This is a genomic window from Vibrio halioticoli NBRC 102217, assembly GCF_000496695.1.
GTDB lineage: Bacteria > Pseudomonadota > Gammaproteobacteria > Enterobacterales > Vibrionaceae > Vibrio > Vibrio halioticoli.
On sequence record NZ_BAUJ01000014.1, the window covers coordinates 1 to 19464 of the forward strand.

A 19464-nucleotide genomic window follows, 5' to 3' on the forward strand; every position below is an offset into this window, starting at 1 on the left:
TGCCTTGTTGTCGAGCATTTTTCTTGCGCTAGTTCTGAACACTTACTTAGTGTGATTGGTATGAGTTGACTCCGGCCTTCTTTTTTATGCACATAAAAAAACACCGCTCAAAAGAGCGGTGTTAAAATGACAGACAAGTTCATTAAATAGGATGTGCTTTGGGGTATATCCAAAGCAGTGGTAGAGACTACCGTGCTCAAAGTGAGCTCACAAACACAACATTGCGAGTCGGATCCATGCCAAAGGCATGCCGTTTAGACCCTATCGCTTGGGACGCAATATAGATTTTCTCTGGCTGTTGAGCAACGGACAATTTATAATGTTTCACATAAGAAAAACTAATGCTAGATAAGAGTGAATGGCAAGACGATTACCCCCATTAAAATCATTGAAGGTTTTTGAAGCAGCCGCAAGGCATTTAAGCTTTACTCGCGCGGCTGAAGAACTGTTTGTTACGCAAGCTGCGGTGAGCCATCAGGTCAAAGCACTGGAAGAGTTTTTAGGCTTAAAACTGTTTAGAAGACGCAATCGCTCCTTGTTACTCACAGAGGAAGGACAGAGCTACTTCTTAGATATTAAAGATATCTTCACTTCATTATCTGAGGCGACCGATAAAGTATTGGAGCGCAGTGAGAAAGGTTCTTTGACTATTAGCTTGCAACCGAGTTTTGCGATTCAATGGTTGGTGCCTAGATTAGCGGATTTTAATGCTCAAGAGCCCGATATTGATGTGCGTATCAAAGCGGTAGATATGGACGAAGGTTCATTAACTGACGATGTTGATGTAGCTATCTATTATGGCCGGGGTAACTGGCCTGGCTTGCGTGCCGATAAGCTTTATCAAGAGTATTTGGTTCCTGTGTGTGCGCCTAGTTTATTGGATGGCAATAAGCCATTGAATTCATTGAGCGATCTTAGCTCGCATATTCTGTTGCATGATACGTCACGTAAAGATTGGAAGCAGTTTGTCAAAGAGCATCAGTTAAATACGATTAACGTTAACTACGGGCCTATTTTTAGTCATTCAACTATGGTGCTGCAAGCCGCTGTACATGGGCAAGGCATTGCTCTAGGAAATAACGTATTAGCGCAACCAGATATTGAAGCAGGACGATTAGTCAGCCCGTTTGATGAGGTCTTAGTCAGTAAAAATGCGTTTTACGTTGTTTGCCACGAGAAGCAAGCTGACGTGGGACGTATTGCGACATTTAGAGATTGGATGCTAAGTATTGCGGCCAGTGAAGGCGATCCTTCTATTGGTCAACACTAATTTATTTTGACGCAATTGCGTCGCGCGCTGAAGAAATTCAGCGCATGAAAACGAGGTTTAACTTGAAACAGGTTATTTTGTATTGTCGCGCTGGCTTTGAAAAAGATTGTGCTGGTGAGATTCAAGATAAGGCAAACAACATCGAAGTGTTTGGCTTTCCACGTGTAAAACGTAACAGTGGTTATGTTTTATTTGAATGTTATACAGAAGGCGATGCCAACCGTCTGGTTCGTGAAATTGATTTTAAAACATTAATTTTTGCTCGCCAAATGTTTGCTGTGGCAGCAAGTCTAGAAGATTTGCCGGTATCTGATCGTATTACGCCAATTTTAGAGGCACTGTCTGAGCAAGAAGCCGTTCCTACTTGTGGTGATTTGCGTATCGAAACACCTGATACCAATGAAGCAAAAGAGCTATTGAAGTTCTGTCGTAAGTTTACTGTGCCATTGCGTCAAGCGATGCGCGGTAAAGGGCTTCTGTATAAAAAAGACAATTTGAATAAGCCTGTCATGCACTTGTGCTTTGTTGAACCGGGTAAGTGTTATGTTGGATACTCTTACCCAAGTAACAACTCTCAGTTCTTCATGGGTATTCCTCGCTTGAAGTTCCCTGCAGATGCGCCAAGTCGCTCTACTTTGAAACTTGAAGAAGCCTTTCATGTCTTTATTCCTCGTAATGAATGGGATGAAAGATTGGCTTCAGGCATGTGGGCTGTCGATTTGGGTGCTTGTCCTGGCGGTTGGACCTATCAGCTTGTGAAGCGCTCTATGTTTGTCCACGCCATTGATAATGGCATGATGGCGCAAAGCTTAATGGATACCGGTCAGGTGAAACACCATCAAGCGGATGGCTTCAAGTTTGAACCACCACGTAAGAATGTCACTTGGCTGGTGTGTGACATGATTGAAAAACCGTCTCGCGTCGCACAATTAATGGGTGAGTGGATCATTCAAGGTTGGTGTAAAGAAGCAATCTTCAACTTAAAACTGCCAATGAAAGGCCGTTATGATGAAGTATTGGGTGATATTGAAAACTTGAAAGTGTTCTTAAAAGAAAATGGCATCAAGTTTACCCTACAAGCTAAGCATCTTTACCATGACCGTGAAGAGATCACGGTACATGTGCAATCGCATACCAATTTAGGTTGGTAATCGATTTAGCGCTATAAACGATAAAATCGTAGACCTGCTGTATGGGCAGTGTCTACGGTTTAGTCCAGCGTAAATCTTGTAAGTTAAAGCCTAGCTCTAGGTCTGTTTTCAACGATGCCAATTCTCGGCATAACAGCGCATGCTGTTCATTTCCTGCTATTTTCTTTTTGTACTTTTCTGGCAGTTCGTCATCCGCAAAGGCTTGCTCTAAGGTCTCGTGATTGGCCAAAATTTCCCGCGCTGCTTTAGGTCCAACGCCAGCAATACCACTTAAACCTGTACCACTTATCCCAGTCAGTCCCCAATAATCACTTAACTGTGCCACCTTAACCGCAAACTCTTTTTCGACAAAAGCTTGATCAAGCCAGCGGTGCTGGAAGTAATCGCGGATGCGTAGTGAAGGGGATAGCAGTTGGCAATAGCCTTTATCGGTAGAAATAATGGTGACTTGATGTTGTTGGTTTTCCACTTTAACCGCTAGGGTTGCGACTAAGTCGTCAGCTTCATCACCATCGGAGAGCAAAGAGTCAATTCCCAACTCCCACCACGCTTGTTGAATAGCATCTAAGCCTAAAGCCAGTGGCTCTGGCATAGGTTTGCGATTTTGTTTATATTCAGGAAAGCGCTCTTCTCGCCAGCCACGCACCTGCTGGTGGTGATCAAATACTGCGATGATATGCGTTGGCTCTGTTTCACTTAGGATGCGTTTGAGCGTGCGAGAGGTGGTGTCTATTGTCCGTTGGATATCCGTTTCATCAGGCTGGGCTGAGTGTACTCTGCGAATGAGGTTCAGTGCATCAATGATAACCAGGTGTATAGACATAAAATCAGTAAAAAAATAGGGCCGTAGCCCTATTGTATCGAAAACTGCCTTAACTGTTTAATGTTAAATAACAGATAAGGGGTTAGTCTGAGGTTTGCACTTTATAACAAGGCGTATACGTTGACCCCGGCAATTTCATGCGCTGCTGTTTGACAAAATCACCAAGCAAAGTATCCATTTTCTTCATGAGCTCTTTATCGCCATCGATAATGAACGGTCCTTTTTTCTCAATCTCTAGGATGCCTTCTGCTTTAACGTTGCCCGCAACAATGCCAGAAAAGGCTTTGCGTAGATTAGCCGCTAGCTTTTCTGGCGCTTGCTCCATATGCAGATCGAGGTTGTGCATGTTTTCATGAGTCGGATCAAAAGGCATTTGAAACTCAGGCTCAATGTATAAAGACCAGTTGTAGCTGTAAGCGTCTTCGTTTTCTTTACGATGCTGTTTTACTTTTGGCATGGCACTTTTCACGATGCGCGCTGCTTTTGCCGGATCATCAATGACAATCTCGTAATATTTTTGCGCTTCTTCACCTAAAGTATCGTGGATAAACTGATCAATAGAGCGGAAGTAGTCTTCACTCTCTTTAGGGCCCGTTAATACGATAGGCAGTGGCTGATCTCTGTTTTTAGGATGCATCATAATCCCTAACGCATACAGCAACTCTTCGGCTGTGCCCGGGCCTCCGGGGAAAATCACTATGCCGTGCGCAATACGCACAAAGGCTTCCAGACGCTTTTCAATATCTGGCATAATGATCAGCTGGTTTACGATTGGGTTTGGCGGCTCTGCGGCAATAATGGATGGCTCGGTTAAGCCAATATAACGAGTTTGTTTGTGTCTTTGCTTCGCATGACCAATGGCGGCGCCTTTCATTGGTCCTTCCATTGCCCCCGGCCCGCAACCGGTACAAATATCCAGCTCTCTTAAACCAAGCTCATGTCCGACAAGGCGAGTGTATTGATACTCAATTTCGTTGATCGAGTGCCCACCCCAGCACACAATTAGGTTGGGTTCGATACCGGGAATCAACACTTTGGCATTACGTAAGATGCCGAATACCAAGTTGGTAACATGTACGGGGTTGGCAAGGTCTAAGCTGGTGTTTTGCGCCATATTCATGTGCACAAATACAATGTCACGTAGTACCGAAAATAAGTGCTCTTGAATCCCTTTGATGATGGTGCCATCGACAAAAGCTTCTTCTGGGGCATTGTTGAGCTCTAATTTAATGCCGCGCTCACGGCGCAATACATTGACGTCAAATGATTGATATTGTTCTAGTAATTTTTTACTGTCGTCGGTGTGACTGCCAGAATTAAGCACCGCTAGAGTACAGTTTCGATACAGGGTATACAGTTCACTCGAGGCAGTTTTTTTGAGACGCTCAACTTCGAGTTGAGAAAGAAGATCCATACTTCCGACAGGGTTAATCGTTGTTATCATAACGGCTCCTTATTCATGGTACTGACCTCTACCACATGACATTGTTTTATGTCGCATGATTCAGCAATGTCGTTTAGGTCAGTGATGAGCTTGCAAAAAAGCTCCCAATTAATACGCAGTAACATGGCCATTGGTTTCAAATGTTGACACGCAACCTAATCTTTATACTAGATACCTTACGCACAATAGCAATGATAAAAACTAATAGAATTAATAATTTAAGTTAATTCTTATTGGTCTTCACTTTGTTCATGCTTGGGTAATTCACTCAATACAGTGGCAAGATTTTCTTCTGAGCCTGACGTGTGCACCTTAATCATGCCCTTTTGAATAGCGTTAAGACTAGAGCGGCGCATGTCATCTTGGGCAAAGCAGGCCGCTGGCGCTAAAGGTATTGCCACAAAAGAGACCCATTGGCTTTGCTGCTCGTATCGCACTAAGGTGTTGCTGATGTCTGAGGCGAGTAGCAACAGATCAATGAGATCTTCATCATTGATAGCGGTATAGGCGCGCGGTAAAAACGGGTAGTCGGCAAGACTAAGACTAAATAGTCGATTGACCGCAAAGTCTGTTTCAAAGCTATCAATAATATTTTTAAATTGCTCAAACAGTCGTTTAGGTTGGTGCAGTTTTTCGGGGTTCGGTTCAATATATAAAAATGAACGATCAGATAGGTGATACAGACGCGCTTCATCTGGAATCAAACTTGCAATGTGCTCACCAAAGGCTTTTTCTTCGCTACGTCCCGCTTTATAACCATGCTTAGTGTAGATATCCGACAGCATAGGAATATCAATTAACGAGAACTTTAACCGATCATTTAATGGTTCATCAATTAATTGTCCAAAACGCCATTGTTCGTAATTAGTGGTAGAGCGGTTTAAAGAATCAGGCAGTTTTCTACTTAACATTCGCATGTTTCTTAAACCCGAACGAGGGTGAGTATATAGCTCTTTGTTGAGTTCAGTGATCAACTTATGTTTACGATTTAATCGACGTGAATTGAATACAAACAAGAAGAACAATACGATACAAGATACGGACAATGCCAGAGTCAGGGTCTTGGTTTGGCTGTAATCTGTGTTTAAGTTATTGAATTTGTTTACTTGATCTTGGTAGTGTAGCGATTGCTCGATAGAGGTAATTTGGTTCAGAAAACTCAGACTTAATTGCTCTTCCTTATCTTGAAGATTAAGCGCAGTAAGTCGATTGTATTCTTCGAGGTAATTTAACGAGTCTTTGGTGTTATTGGTAGACTTGGTGATCAAATGAAGCAGTGACAGCGTTTGCAACTGAATGTCACTGTTGTTGAGTGCTTTTGCTTGTTGCAAGGCATATTTAGCTTGATGTTCCGCTTCTTTGGGATGTTTTTGCAGAAAATCCAGTTTAGCGGTCAATAGTATCGCTTTAACCTTTGGTACTTTGATATCTGTATATTCAAGAAGATCGGTGGCGCGATTGAGATAGCGTTTTGCTAAAGTGAAATTGTATAAATTTAGGTAAGTTTCAGTCAGTTTTAGTCGCAGATCGATGATTTTGCTGATGTCTTTCTCTGCCAGTTCTAGGTCCAATACGTTGAAGTAATGCACGAGCGCAAGGTTATAACGTCCTTGAATAAAATACACATCGGCCAGTTTTTGTAACACGGTGGCGAACATCGGAGATTGTTCATAGTGACCATAATAACTGGCTGCCTGAGAAAGATGCTCTTGGGCTTTATCATAAATTTGGCATTGTAAATACAGATCGGCCAACAGGTGGTTAGCGCGTGCGATATATTGTGCATCATCTTTGCCAATAGCGACCCAGTAGCTTTCTATTAGCTCTTTTAACGCCAAGTTAAAATGGTGTGCTTTCAGATAGTGTTTGCCTAAGCGCAAGCTTGCTTCTAGGCCGTCTTCATAAGTGCCATAGTTTTGCGCATAGTCCTTAGCAAAAAGATAGCTGGCCTCTGCTTGTTCGTTTTTCCCGGAATCTGAGTATATTTTTGCATGAGCAAGGCTTAGCCAATACTCCAGTCGCAGTTTGTCTTCATGCTTAATATGTAAAGTATTTAGCTTTTCCTCAATCTTGTTTAATGGCGCTTCAACTTTGCGAAAATCTCTCGTCATTTTCCATAATAGGCTGACACGCAATATTTTCGACTCAATTTCAGGAACGAATAAATGCTTGGTCATTGCAATAGAGATGCTTTTATCCAAACTGGCCAAAGAAGAGCGGTAATTACCTAGAATATAATCCGCCATACCGATGGTTTGATAGGCATGAATTTGATTACTGGCTTTGGCCAACGGGGTGACTTTTCGTTGCACGCCATTGGTGGAGTAGTTTTCTTCATAGTTAGGACTATTTTGATCACTCAGGAACCTCATTGCTTTATTTTTTGATTGCAAAGGGGTGACTTTCACCAGTCGTCGAGCATCGAGTAGAGTCTTTGGTGTATAAACGCTGGATTCATGTGCTGTGACAGGGATCGAAAACGAAAATAACGCAAAAACAACTAATGCAAACGGAACGAACCTGAGTGAACGAAGCATGTGTTATTGCCTCGCCAAGCGTAAAGTGCTGTCAGGTAAAGAATCTGGATTATGCAAACTGGTACGGAAAGGATTGATATCTAAGCCTCCACGACGGGTATAGCGAGCATAAACAGACAGTTCTTCAGGCTGGCACAACAGCATAATGTCCGTGAAAATACGTTCAACACACTGTTCGTGAAATTCGTTATGTTCTCTGAAAGAAACAATGTAACGCAGCAGCGCTTCGCGGTTGATTTTTTTACCGGTATAGCGAATTTCAACGCTACCCCAATCTGGTTGGTTAGTAATCAGGCAGTTAGATTTAAGAAGGTTGCTGTGTAAAGTTTCAGTGACTAACTCGTCGCTTACGCTGTCTTTTAAATAATCGGCATTAAATTCATAAGCTGTGATAGTAATGTCTTGCTCATCAATACAAGAGCCTTGCATATCGACAATGGGTTGTTGATTAAAATCTTGTACTTTACTCAGCGAGACAGAAACTTCCCCACCGGCACATGCAGACAGGTCTTTGACAAGTAAGGCTTGTACTTTATCCCAATCGGAAAATTGGGTTTGGTTGTAGCTATTGAGATAGAGCTTAAAAGATTTGGATTCAATGAGGTTTGGCGTGTTTGCCGGAATCACCACATGTCCAACAGCTACTTGCGGTAAGCCATTGTTATTTAACCAAGACAGTTCGTAAAGAGTCCAAATATCTTGCCCTTTGAACGGCAGTGTATCGCCAAGCTTCAGGTCATCTCGGTTCAAACTTCTTGGTACGGCTTGCAATAGTTTAGGGTCATAGGACGACGAATATTGCGTTTTTTGTCCAAGCGTTAGGCCGGCGAGTTCTTTTGCGTCTGAATATTTGCTCATTTTACACTGCGTTATAGAGTAGAATGTTGGGAATTTTACTGAATAGATACTTAGATGTCATCAACGGAACGCTTGTAGGGTTACTTATGTCAAATTCAATCGCTAGTGCACTTAGCTCAATTCATCAACAATATCTAAAAACGTTTGAGCAAGAGCACGGTACTTTGCCCGCTAGTGCTGAGTTAGTCGGGGTAGCTTCTCCTTGTATTGAAGAAACAAAATCAGGGGAAGTGGTGTACTGGAAACCCGTACTGCGAGACCCGCAAGCCGACCTTAGTAATGTAGAGCAGGGCATTGAGTTGCTGCTTCATCCAAGTATTGCTGAATTTTATGGCAGTTACTACAGCGCCGATCTTGAAATGAGTTGGCAAGGTAAACCTTTGACGCTGCTGCAAGTGTGGAGTGATGAAGATTATGTGCGTCTGCAAGAAAATATTTTGGGGCATTTAGTCACTCAGCGCCGCTTGAAAATTAAGCCGACGGTCTTTATTGCCGCTATTGATTCCGATCTGGATGTTATCTCTATCTGTAACCTGAGCGGGAATGTGGTTTTGGAAACGTTAGGTACTAGCAAACGAGAAGTGCTGGCTGACAATCTTGTAGAGTTTTTGTCAGCATTGGACGTAGAGGTTTAGTATGTTCGTGTGTGAAATGCAGTTCGAGTGCTTTGAAAACACCACGATCACCGCAGTAGAAAAATCCATAAATGGCTTAATGGAAGCGTTGCGCTTTAATGGACAAGTGCTAGGTCGAGAATTTCCATTAGCTATGGATGACGCCAGTTTTAGCCTGCGTTGTGTCTGCCCTGAAGAGGACAGTTTACACCCTAGAAATCATTCAGATTTTGTGCGTTTTTCATTGGCTAAACTTTCTGAAGCGGGGGTATTAACACCAAAGATCCGCGTGCTAGGGCAAGATCTTAATTCAGAGCAAACTGCGCCAGATGAACAGCCAAGCTGGCAAATATTGTACACCACTTATGTACATACCTGCTCTCCGCTGCGTAGTGGCGATTCTTTTATGCCGATTCCGCTGTATCGTAACCCCCCGACGCTAAATGGCGACCATAAATCCATAGTAAAATGGCAAACAGAATGGCAAGCCTGCGATGAGTTGCAAATGGCGGGTGGCTGTAAGGCCGAATTTGCCGCTTTGCGTGAGCTTACCTCTATCGACAGTGATATTTATCGTCGTGGTTGGGATTTGCGCGGCCGCATTGAATACATTACCAAGATCCCAACCTACTACTATCTATATCGAGTAGGTGGAGAAAACTTACAGCAAGAGCAGCAACGAAAATGCCCTAAATGTGGTGGTGAATGGCGCTTAGATGAGCCTTTGCATGACATGTTTCATTTTAAATGCGACCAATGCCGTTTGCTGTCCAATATTTCATGGGATCACCTAAAGTAGCTAGCTTTATTCAGCAGTACTTTAGGTGGACTTTCTGAACAAATTTTGTGGAAAAATAATGATCTCGAAAAACCAAATTAAACTTCTTCGCGCGTTAGGGCAAAAGAAACAACGTAAAGCTCATGGCTTGTTTTTAGTGCAAGGTGAGAAAAACGTGTTAGAGCTGTGTAATAGCCAGTTAGTCGTTAAAACCGTATTTGCAACCTCAGAGTTTTTACAGGCAAACGGTCAAGCTCTGCAAAACTTTGACTGCGTAGAAGCCTCTCTTGATGATTTAACTAAAGCCAGCACTTTAGTCAGCAACAATGCGGCCATTGCGGTGGTGGAGATCCCAACCGTTGCCACGCCAGTTGCACAAGGTTTGATGATCGCTTTAGATGGTGTTTCCGATCCGGGTAACTTAGGCACGATTATTCGTGTTGCGGATTGGTATGGCATTAAGCACATTATTGCCAGCACCGATTGCGCAGACCCATACAACCCTAAAACCATCAGTGCCACTATGGGCAGTTTTGGGCGCGTATTCGTCAGTCAGTTAGATTTACCAAGCTATTTAGAGCAAGCACAAATTCCTGTGTATGGCGCGTTTTTGGAAGGGGAAAGTACCCATCAAAAAGCGTTCAGCAGTGAAGGGATTTTACTGATGGGCAGTGAGTCGCACGGCGTGCGTGAGGCTGCAGCAAAGTTTGTCACTGATAAAGTGACCATTCCTGCGTTTGGTCAGGCAGAGTCGCTGAATGTTGCCATGGCAACGGGTATTATTTTGGATAATATTCGCCGTCAGCACAGTAACTAGTCGCTATGCAGCAAGCCGCTAACCTAAATAAATAGAGCCGTCAGTGGCTCTATTTTTGCTATAGGCTCTATTTTTCGAGCATATCCAATTTATCGGGTACGCCATTCCATTTTTCAGCTTCAGGCAGTGCCGGCTTTACTTCAGTGATGTTAGGCCAAACTTCGGCAAGTTCTTCGTTTAACGCAATGAACACTTCTTGGTCTGGCGTTAATTCATCTTCTTGAAAGATAGCTTGCGCGTCACACTCAGGTACGCACAATCCACAGTCGATGCATTCAATAGGACTTATCACCATAAAGTTAGGCCCTTCATAAAATGCGTCCGCAGGGCATACCGCCACGCAGTCAGTATATTTACACTGTATACAGTTATCGGTTACGACAAACGCCATGATGAGCTCTCTATGTTCTGTTTTTCTGAGGGGCGATGATACGGATACCGTTACAAAAAACAATATTTGTCGCTGAAAATATCCATATCTCACCTTTGGCTATATTGCTTAGCTGTACTGCTTAGTTTAGCACTGATAAGGGAAGTGAAATTATGGCAAGGGACGGGGAATAAATATGACAGCACCTTCAAGTTGGCGTAAAATTCCTGCCATTGTGAGCTAGGCGTACAATTATTCACCGTTTATTGCAGCAAAAGAATAAATCAAAACCTAGCTAAGACACCGACTACGAGACATCACTATGATACGTTTAACCGAAATTAAACTTCCTTTAGATCATGAGGAAGAGGCGATTCAGGCAGCCATTACTAAAAAGCTTGGCATTACCGCAGCAGAAGTTCTTTCTTTTAATGTATTTAAACGTGGCTACGATGCTCGTAAAAAATCTAAGATTTTATTGATTTACACACTGGATGTAGAAGTGGCAAACGAGGCTGAGCTATTAGAAGCCTTTATTAGCGATCCGCACGTAAAAGTCACTCCTGATATGGAGTACAAGTTTGTTGCGCAAGCGCCGCAGAATCTGACCGAGCGTCCAGTAGTAATTGGCTTTGGTCCTTGTGGTTTGTTTGCTGGACTGGTATTGGCACAAATGGGCTTTAAGCCAATTATTGTTGAGCGTGGTAAAGAAGTGCGTGAACGCACCAAAGATACTTTCGGTTTTTGGCGTAAGCGTAATCTAAACCCTGAATCTAACGTACAGTTTGGTGAAGGCGGCGCAGGTACATTCTCTGACGGTAAGTTATACAGCCAAATCAAAGACCCTAAGTTTTATAGTCGCAAAGTGATTAATGAATTTGTCGATGCAGGCGCTCCTGCCGAAATCAAATTCGTTAGCAAGCCACACATTGGCACCTTTAAGTTGGTGACTATGATTGAAAAAATGCGCGCTAAAATTATCGAACTGGGCGGCGATATCCGCTTTAGTACGCGCGTGGATGATTTGCACATCGAAGATGGCCAACTGACGGGCGTTACCTTGTCTAATGGTGAAGAGATCAAATCTCGTCATGTGGTATTAGCGGTCGGGCACAGTGCGCGTGATACGTTTGAAATGCTGCATGAGCGCGGCGTATACATGGAAGCTAAACCGTTTTCCGTGGGTTTTCGGATCGAACATAAACAATCTATGATTGATGAAGCTCGCTTTGGTAAAAATGCAGGCAACCCAATTTTGGGCGCGGCGGATTATAAACTAGTGCATCACTGCAAAAATGGTCGCACGGTATACAGCTTCTGTATGTGCCCAGGTGGCACTGTGGTTGCAGCAACCTCAGAAGAGGGACGTGTAGTCACCAATGGTATGAGTCAATACTCTCGCGCTGAGCGTAACGCAAACAGCGCCATTGTGGTGGGCATTTCACCTGAGCAAGATTACCCAGGTGATGCATTGGCCGGTATTCGTTTGCAACGTGAGTTGGAGTCAGGCGCCTTTAAACTGGGCGGCGAAACTTACGATGCGCCCGCGCAGAAAATCGGCGACTTCTTAAAAGGCTCAGATCCAACAGCGATTGGCAATGTTGAACCGTCATTCACACCGGGCATCAAGCTAACGGACATTTCCAAAGCACTGCCTGATTACGCTATCGAAGCGATTCGTGAAGCGATCCCAGCTTTTGATAAGAAAATTAAAGGCTTTGCTAGCGCCGATGGTTTATTGACTGGCGTAGAAACGCGCACATCTTCACCGCTTAGCATTAAGCGTGATAAAGACTATCAAAGCGTTAATCTAAAAGGCTTCTATCCTGCGGGTGAAGGGGCTGGTTATGCGGGCGGTATTTTGTCTGCAGGCATCGACGGTATTAAAGTCGCAGAAGCGTTAGCACTGTCTATGGTTGAGAAAGCGCAAGGTTAATCTCGATTTACATCGAATAGCACTAAGGGCTCAACAGAGCCCTTTTCTATATCTGTAACAATGACGGTAACTCAAGTTTACTTCGGAGCACGTGCAAGAATTTTATCTAACGCATTGGCAAAGTCGCGTCTATCTGTTTGTGATAATGCGCTAGGACCACCGGTTTGTACGCCTGATGAGCGCATGGTATCCATAAAGTCACGCACGTTAAGGCGTGCTTTAATATTGTCTTTGGTAAATAGCTCACCGCGACTGCTCAGGGCTTGTCCGCCTTTGCTAATGACTTCATCAGCTAAGGGAATGTCAGAGGTGATTACTAGATCATTAGCTTCAATGCGCAGAGCAATTTCGTCATCGGCGATATCAAAGCCTTGGCTTACCTGAACAAAACGAATAGTGTTTCGTTGCGGAAGCGGGATCGGGTGGTTGGCAACGAAAATACACTCAATACCGGTGCGCTCTGAGGCGCGAATTAAGGTTTCTCGAATCACTTTTGGACAGGCATCGGCATCAACCCAAATCTTCATTACTGCTGTCCTTTTTCTAGGGCTTCTATGCGACGAGTTAGCGCCACTATTTGCTGTTCAAGGGCTTCGATTTTGCAGTCGGCGCTGCGACTGTCATCAGCCACTTCAATTTTAGGTACGCGTTTGCTGCTCTTCCAATTTTTAATCGCGCTAATCAGAGCGGGCATAGGAATTTTGCTTGCTAGGCGCGCTTTAACGAGCGCTAAAGTCGGCTCTTTGCCTTCGGCTTCTAGGGATAGGAACACTTGGTTGAGTTCGTCTGTCACTTCTTTGGTTGGCATAGTCTGTTTTTTCGTTGAAGGTTTAGGTTCATCCTATCGAAATCGGTATCACGAGTACACTGTCTCGATACGTAATATCTCAATGAGCACTATACAGATGAGAAATATAAATCTAAGAGACTGGATGCCAGTCTCTTAGATTTTGTTGTGAGGGTTAAGCTGCAAAATTAAATGCGATAAGGCTGGGTATAGAAGTGCGCCAATCGCATGCCATGCATGGTCAGTTCACCGTGATAGCAGTCGTCGCCCAAAGCTGAAAACTCAAAGCAAAACACAGTATGCCAACCTAGTTTGCCATCGGGATAACGAATTCGATGGCTACCGGAAGAGATACTGACAATTTGCAATTCGAGTTGCTTACAGTGACGTGAAATCGCGACTTTTGCCAGTTCGGCTTGTCGTCTATGTTGCCAGAACAGGGTCAGTAATATGGCGCATCCAAGTATTGCCAGCAGGTGCTCCATTTAGCTTCGCCCTTTTGCACTTTTTTGTAAGTGAATAAGCGCATCGGCTAATTTTTTAGATGGTGCTTGATGTAGCATCGGCAAAATGACCATGCGCAGTTTTGGCTGCATTACCAAATCAGCGAACAACTGGTTGAACAGCTCTTGATTATTGGTTTCTGCCAAGCGTATTAAAAACTGCTCCGCCAGCGCGCTGTCTTGCAGTGGGCTCCAACAGCGACCGGCTATTGCAATCAAGACTTCTTGGTGACTGAACTTACTTTCCGACAGTATTGCTGTCACCAGTGACGACAGCTTGTTGCCTTTGTCTCCGGCAAGTGCACGAACCAAAGCCGATAATAAAAACAAATCCCCTTGCGGGTTATTAAGCTGCTCTAAGGCTAAGTCGTACAATCTAGCGGCTAGTGAGTCGCTAATATCGCAGTGCTCTAATGCGCCTAATAGCGCGTACAATGGTTGAGTGGGTAGGTGAGGTAAGCTTTTCTTCACCATCAGCTCATTGCCAGACTCTTTTAAGCGTGCACAAATATCGGTAATACCTTGCAGTCCAACCGTTTGCCAGTTGCTCCAACCTAAATCGCCTTTAAAGTAAGTCAGTGCGTGGGCGTAGTATTGGCTTGCCGATAGGCCAAGCTCTGCGCTTACTTGGCTGTTAAATACCGCCAACTTATCTTCTTTGGGTTTAAAGGTGTATGGGTTGCTTGCCAGTTGCTCTTGAGCTTCTTCGCTGAGCTCTTTTTGTAATCTAGAGCCCATTGCTTCTAGTACAAATTTAATAAAATTACCGATATCGGTAGCGCTTAATAGACCGCGCTCATCGAGGTCAAATTTAAGGAACCATATCCACGGCTGTTTTTGCTCATTCCAATAGGTGATGGCAAATTGGGCTTGGCGCTGAATTGGATAAGGGTAGGCTTGTCGGCCTAATTCAATGTTTTCAAACTCGTCGTTTGCAATCAATTCAATGCGACGACCTAGGTCATGTACTTTAAATTGACAGTCGCTGTCGTTCAAAATTTGTGTCAGTGTTGAAATAGTTTTCATTTGCCTGCGTCTAAATAGCCCATACTCTCCCTATAACATGGTAATCTTGCGCCGAATTTCAAGAGCAAATGAGAAATACCTTGAATACTATCTCTAAACAAATGCAAAAATTGCTATTATCTGCACAAAGTAGGCTCCAACAAGCCGATTTGTGGGAGGCTGATAGGCCTTCATTAGAGGCGTTGAGCAGTGAACAACCTTTCGCTATTGATACTTTGCGCCCAGAGCAATGGCTGCAATGGATTTTCATTCCTAGAATGAATCAACTGCTTAATGCAAATTTAGCCTTGCCGCGCGGGTTTGAGATTACGCCCTATTTTGAGCAAGTGTGTAGTGATGATGTTCGCTGGCATCCAGTGTTAGAAGTACTAAGACAGATTGATGAGGTTTGTGCGTAATGTTAGATGTTATTTATCAAGACGAGTACATAGTGGCAGTCAATAAGCCTGCCGGTATGTTGGTGCATCGTTCTTGGTTAGATAAAAAAGAGACCCAGTTTGTGATGCAAACATTGCGCGACCAAATTGGTCAACATGTGTTCCCTTTGCATCGCTTAGATCGTCCAACTTCTGGGGTATTGGTTTTTGCCTTGTCTAGCGAAGTGGCTTCACAAATGATGCCGATGTTTGCCGAACACCAAATGCAGAAAACCTACCATGCGATTGTGCGTGGTTGGATTGAAGAGGGCGATAGACTCGATTATGCCCTGAAAGTAGAATACGACAAAATTGCCGATAAGTTTGCCAACAAAGATAAAGAAGCGCAGGAGGCAATCACAGATTATAAGCCTCTAGCAAAGGTAGAAGTGCCCTTCTCAACGGGGCGTTTTCCAACCTCTCGCTATTGTTTAATGGAGCTGCAACCTCTGACTGGTCGCAAGCATCAACTTCGTCGCCATATGAAGCATCTACGTCATCCCATTGTCGGTGATACTACGCACGGTGACGGTAAGCACAATCGTTTGTTTAAAGATAATCTGCAAAGTGACCGCTTACTATTGCACGCCTCAAGGCTAGAGTTTGAACACCCGTTTACTGGCGTTCAGTTAGTGCTGGAAGCTCGCTTTGATGAAACTTGGTGTCAGTTGATAGAGCGCTTTGCTTGGCAAGAGGTATTTGCTGAGGAGTAATCGTCCGGAGAGTAATTTGCTTTCTAAACGAAAAAGCTCATAGGGTGATCCTTATGAGCTTTTTATGCGCTTTTAGTGGTAAGCCAGTATGCACTATTTCAGCTTTTCTAAATCCGCTTCTATCTCGGCAATTTTGCTTGAAACCACTTTTTCTAAATGGCGTAAATCGGACAATATTTTTTGTTTAGTGGTGAGCTTGGTTGGCACAGTAGGCTTGGTCAGCATATTTAGCTCATCAATCACTAAGGTTAGATTACGGTTGATCTCAGTTTTGTTGCGGTATTGACCGCTACCGTCATCAAGTAACACGCTTTTTACCTGTCTTGGGTATTTGAACTTCACGCTCTTTGCAAACAATTCACCTTTCTGCTTTTTAAAGTAGATCTTCAGTACATCTTTTTGAGCTTCTTGGCGCAAAGAATAGCGTTCAATCTGCGTTGGCTCATTAATTCCCAACCCGGTTAGGTGTGGATACATAGGCACCTCTGTGGACAAATATGATGGAGATGTTTACAAAAGGTCGTGTTATCCATCGAAGTTAATCATTGATAACTCAGCCGGCTAAAAGGCCGCAGATGAGTGTTGATTGACTGTGATTGATATTCAAGAGAACACCTTTTATATAGAGCTCTCAATTTAGCAGGGAAGCAAGCACTTAGGTAGTTACTTACCTCCCAACTCTGCTCTTATTCACACTAATATTTATGGGATTAGTGGGGAGCCAGTTTACTGATGTTTTCAATCAGTTTAGTGCGCAGTAGTTGTTGCAGTTGTTCGTCTAATTTATTCCCCTCAGGAGAGGTAATAATAAACAAATCTTCCGCTCGCTCACCAATGGTGGTGATCTTGGCAGCATGCAGATGCAAATCGAGCTTGGCAAAGGTGGCACCAACCGCGGCCAGCAGTCCCGGAGTATCGAGTGCCACTAATTCCATTAAGGTTTGGCTGTTATTTTTTGTGGCAATGAACTCGGTGCGAGTTTTTACCTTAAAGTGCACTAAATTACGCGGTGTGCGTCTTGGTTTTATTTTGGTTAGGCGGCCGTCTTTGATCACATCTTGCAGATGCTTAATAATCCCCGCATGTCGGCTCTCTTCTAGCGGCTGATTATTTTGATCTAAGATGATAAAGGTATCTAAAATGTATTTATCACGACTGATCATCACCTGCGCATCGTGCACATTGAAATTTCTACGATCAAGCTCTGCCACTACGCTGGCAAATAATACCGGTTGATCTTTGGTATACACAAATAACTCAGAGCCGCCACGAGTTGGCTGTGGGTTGATCAGTATCAACGGCGAGTCTGGATCTTCTTGTTGTAAAATAGCCTGAGCGTGCCACGCCAACTGTTGTGGAGTATGGCGTAAGAAGTAATCGGCTTTAAAGCGTTGCCATAGCAGTTCAATTTCTCGCGGGGTGAAGCCTTGGCTTCTTAATACCGCAGATGCTTGTTGTTGGTTATGTCTTATTCTTTCTCTGACATCGACAGGGTTCTCAAGCCCTCGTCGCAAAGCTCTTTGCGTTGAATAGAATAACTCAGTCAAAAGTGAGCGTTTCCAACTGTTCCATAGCTCAGGGTTAGTAGCACAAATATCGGCCACCGTCAGGCAGACCAGAAATTCCAGATACTCTTCGGTTTTTACTTTTTTCGCAAAATCGGCAATCACTTCTGGGTCTTGAATATCTCGTTTTTGTGCCGTAACCGACATCAATAAGTGATGTCTGACTAACCAAGCAACCAGTTTAGCTTCTGGTTTCGATAAATTATGTTCAATACAGAAATCATACGCTTCACCTTCTCCGATCACCGAGTGATCGCCGCCGCGTCCTTTGCCGATATCGTGAAAAATAGCGGCAATGATCAACAACTCAGGTTTTTGAATTCTAGGCAGTACTTCACAGCAAATAGGGTGCTTTTCTCTGTTTTGAATATCACTAAAGGTATTGATGTGTTTGAGCAGACGCATGCTGTGTTCATCAACGGTATACACGTGGAACAGATCAAACTGCATTTGCCCTACAATCTGGCTCCATTGTGGCAGGTAGGCGGACAATACCCCGAGTTGATGCATCAGACTAAAGGCTTTGTTTAAACAGTTAGGGTGCTTGACCAACAACATGAATTTTTCGCGTGCTTCAGGAATATCATGCAGAAAACGGTTTAATCGTCTTCTGGCGGTGCGCAGTTGACGAAGGGTAGGCGGCGCTACTCCGGTAATGCTTGAGTCATTGGCGATATGGATAAACATATCCAATATGGTGTCGGGGCGAGCTTGAAAGAGTGCGGGTTTTCTGGCTTCGATTAAGTGCCCACGACGCTGAAAATCGTCATTGATGATGTCTGCTGGAACTAACTTACCTTGATTTAAAATCGCTTGGTCAAAAAGTTTAAGCAGCATTTTGTTCAGTTCTATGATGCGACGTAAAGTGCGGTAGAACTCTTTCATCATGCGCTCAACGGGTTGATTTCTCTCTCCGGTAAAGCCTAAGTTTTCAGCCACTTTTGCTTGATAGGCAAAAGAGAGACGGTTGTCATAGCGTTTTAATTCAATATGCAGGGCAAAGCGAATTTGCCAAAGGAAGTTTTGGCACTCTTGCAGTTCGCGGTATTCAGCGTCGGTTAAGAAACCGTGATGGCTCATTTCTAGTAACGAGGATGCGCCAAAGTGACGTCTTGCCACCCAACTTAATGTATGGATATCACGCAGACCACCGGGGCTGGATTTAATATCGGGTTCTAAGTTGTAGCCAGTGTCGTGATAGCGCGCGTGACGCTGTTTTTGCTCTTCTAACTTAGCGCGATAAAACACCGCACTTGGCCAAAAAGTCTCAGCATGAATTTCGTTTCTCAATAGCTGAAAGCAATTTTGGCTGCCACAAATTAAACGTGATTCTTGCAGGTTAGTGGCAACGGTTAAATCGTCTTTTGCCACTTCAATACACTCACTGATGCTACGTACACTGTGCCCAACTTCAAGTCTGAGATCCCATAGCAAAGTGACAAATTCACTAATTTTTGGTGTGACTTCTTCTTTTAACGGTCGTTTAGACAAGATCAAGATATCAATATCTGATAGCGGGTGCAGTTCGCTACGACCGTAACCGCCAACGGCAACCAGAGAGATACCTTCCATATTCTGAAAGCCGAAGTAATTCCAGATTCGCTCTAATAGCGAGTCCATAAAATCACTGCGTTGTTGAACCAACCCAGAGACAGGTTGACGTTCTAGAAAAGCGCTTTTTTGCTGTTCACTAAAAAGGTGCAGTAAATGGCGTAGGTTTTGAATATCCAGTTGTTGATCAGACAGTTGAGCTGGGGATAGAGCATCGATGTTTGGCACGCACGAAGTCCTTTTATGCAGTAGAGTCACTACAATTGATATTTCCTGAAATTGTGAGTGATAGCAAGATAAAGTTA

Annotated in this window: 19 protein-coding genes; 8 read left to right on the forward strand and 11 right to left on the reverse strand. The window is 43.8% G+C overall.

Translation table 11 applies throughout. From position 1 onward, the window contains the following. Positions 1–358: 358 nt before the first annotated feature. Together VHA01S_RS05450 and rlmM are read left to right on the forward strand one after the other, a co-directional pair. Positions 359–1270 (forward strand): transcriptional regulator GcvA, encoded by a 912-nt coding sequence (locus VHA01S_RS05450; protein WP_023403352.1) that lies wholly within the window; start codon positions 359–361, stop codon positions 1268–1270. A 62-nt stretch (positions 1271–1332) separates the two neighbouring features. Then, positions 1333–2421, forward strand: coding sequence for a 23S rRNA (cytidine(2498)-2'-O)-methyltransferase RlmM (gene rlmM / locus VHA01S_RS05455; RefSeq protein ID WP_023403353.1), 1089 nt, complete (start codon positions 1333–1335; stop codon positions 2419–2421). Between the two features lie 52 nt (positions 2422–2473). On the opposite strand, the gene xni is transcribed toward rlmM, so the two are convergent. The 4 genes from xni to queF all read right to left on the reverse strand — a co-directional run bounded on the left by xni (position 2474) and on the right by queF (position 8083). Beyond that, positions 2474–3244 carry a flap endonuclease Xni gene (xni, locus tag VHA01S_RS05460; RefSeq protein WP_023403354.1) on the reverse strand — a complete coding sequence of 257 codons (771 nt, stop codon included), beginning with the start codon at positions 3242–3244 and terminating at the stop codon, positions 2474–2476. A gap of 82 nt (positions 3245–3326) precedes the next feature. Beyond that, positions 3327–4688: a nucleotide 5'-monophosphate nucleosidase PpnN gene (ppnN, locus tag VHA01S_RS05465; protein WP_023403355.1), complete on the reverse strand. Its 1362-nt coding sequence runs from the start codon at positions 4686–4688 to the stop codon at positions 3327–3329. A gap of 230 nt (positions 4689–4918) precedes the next feature. After that, positions 4919–7225, reverse strand: a complete 2307-nt coding sequence (locus VHA01S_RS05470) for a tetratricopeptide repeat protein (RefSeq protein WP_023403356.1) — start codon at positions 7223–7225, stop codon at positions 4919–4921. Between the two features lie 3 nt (positions 7226–7228). After that, a complete protein-coding gene (queF, locus tag VHA01S_RS05475; protein WP_023403357.1) occupies positions 7229–8083 on the reverse strand; it encodes an NADPH-dependent 7-cyano-7-deazaguanine reductase QueF in 855 nt (284 codons plus the stop codon). 86 nt (positions 8084–8169) lie between these two features. On the opposite strand from queF, the gene syd reads away from it, so the two are divergent. Genes syd through VHA01S_RS05490 form a run of 3 tightly spaced genes read left to right on the forward strand, consistent with a single transcriptional unit; the run spans position 8170 to position 10292 of the window. Continuing rightward, on the forward strand, positions 8170–8718 hold the full coding sequence (syd, locus tag VHA01S_RS05480; RefSeq protein WP_039970255.1) for a SecY-interacting protein: 549 nt from the start codon (positions 8170–8172) through the stop codon (positions 8716–8718). A 1-nt stretch (position 8719) separates the two neighbouring features. Then, positions 8720–9496: a Zn-ribbon-containing protein gene (locus VHA01S_RS05485; RefSeq protein ID WP_023403359.1), complete on the forward strand. Its 777-nt coding sequence runs from the start codon at positions 8720–8722 to the stop codon at positions 9494–9496. Positions 9497–9554: 58 nt separating this feature from the next. Further along, a complete protein-coding gene (locus VHA01S_RS05490; RefSeq protein ID WP_023403360.1) occupies positions 9555–10292 on the forward strand; it encodes an RNA methyltransferase in 738 nt (245 codons plus the stop codon). A 67-nt stretch (positions 10293–10359) separates the two neighbouring features. Here VHA01S_RS05490 and fdxA read toward each other — a convergent pair whose 3' ends face one another. Continuing rightward, entirely contained in the window at positions 10360–10683 is a 324-nt protein-coding gene (fdxA, locus tag VHA01S_RS05495) for a ferredoxin FdxA (protein WP_023403361.1), read from the reverse strand. A 301-nt stretch (positions 10684–10984) separates the two neighbouring features. Between fdxA and VHA01S_RS05500 the strand changes: the two genes are divergently transcribed. Then, positions 10985–12598 (forward strand): NAD(P)/FAD-dependent oxidoreductase, encoded by a 1614-nt coding sequence (locus tag VHA01S_RS05500; RefSeq protein ID WP_023403362.1) that lies wholly within the window; start codon positions 10985–10987, stop codon positions 12596–12598. 77 nt (positions 12599–12675) lie between these two features. On the opposite strand, the gene VHA01S_RS05505 is transcribed toward VHA01S_RS05500, so the two are convergent. The 4 genes from VHA01S_RS05505 to VHA01S_RS05520 all read right to left on the reverse strand — a co-directional run bounded on the left by VHA01S_RS05505 (position 12676) and on the right by VHA01S_RS05520 (position 14914). Beyond that, on the reverse strand, positions 12676–13125 hold the full coding sequence (locus VHA01S_RS05505; RefSeq protein ID WP_023403363.1) for a YaiI/YqxD family protein: 450 nt from the start codon (positions 13123–13125) through the stop codon (positions 12676–12678). After that, the gene (locus VHA01S_RS05510) at positions 13125–13406 is read right to left on the reverse strand and encodes a hypothetical protein (RefSeq protein ID WP_023403364.1); all 282 of its coding nucleotides are present in this window, start codon (positions 13404–13406) and stop codon (positions 13125–13127) included. The genes VHA01S_RS05505 and VHA01S_RS05510 overlap by 1 nt, the downstream gene beginning before the upstream one ends. Before the next feature lie 167 nt (positions 13407–13573). Then, the gene (locus tag VHA01S_RS05515) at positions 13574–13870 is read right to left on the reverse strand and encodes a DUF3301 domain-containing protein (RefSeq protein WP_023403365.1); all 297 of its coding nucleotides are present in this window, start codon (positions 13868–13870) and stop codon (positions 13574–13576) included. Further along, a complete protein-coding gene (locus tag VHA01S_RS05520) occupies positions 13871–14914 on the reverse strand; it encodes a DUF3549 family protein (protein WP_023403366.1) in 1044 nt (347 codons plus the stop codon). It abuts the gene before it with no gap. A gap of 101 nt (positions 14915–15015) precedes the next feature. On the opposite strand from VHA01S_RS05520, the gene VHA01S_RS05525 reads away from it, so the two are divergent. Together VHA01S_RS05525 and truC are read left to right on the forward strand one after the other, a co-directional pair. Next, positions 15016–15312 carry a YqcC family protein gene (locus VHA01S_RS05525; protein WP_119006061.1) on the forward strand — a complete coding sequence of 99 codons (297 nt, stop codon included), beginning with the start codon at positions 15016–15018 and terminating at the stop codon, positions 15310–15312. Then, complete coding sequence (truC, locus tag VHA01S_RS05530; RefSeq protein ID WP_023403368.1) at positions 15312–16043, forward strand: tRNA pseudouridine(65) synthase TruC; 732 nt, start codon at positions 15312–15314, stop codon at positions 16041–16043. The genes VHA01S_RS05525 and truC overlap by 1 nt, the downstream gene beginning before the upstream one ends. Before the next feature lie 93 nt (positions 16044–16136). On the opposite strand, the gene VHA01S_RS05535 is transcribed toward truC, so the two are convergent. Then, positions 16137–16520, reverse strand: a complete 384-nt coding sequence (locus VHA01S_RS05535) for a DUF3461 family protein (protein ID WP_023403369.1) — start codon at positions 16518–16520, stop codon at positions 16137–16139. Positions 16521–16753: 233 nt separating this feature from the next. Next, the gene (gene glnD, locus VHA01S_RS05540; RefSeq protein WP_039970258.1) at positions 16754–19378 is read right to left on the reverse strand and encodes a bifunctional uridylyltransferase/uridylyl-removing protein GlnD; all 2625 of its coding nucleotides are present in this window, start codon (positions 19376–19378) and stop codon (positions 16754–16756) included. Positions 19379–19464 lie beyond the last annotated feature (86 nt).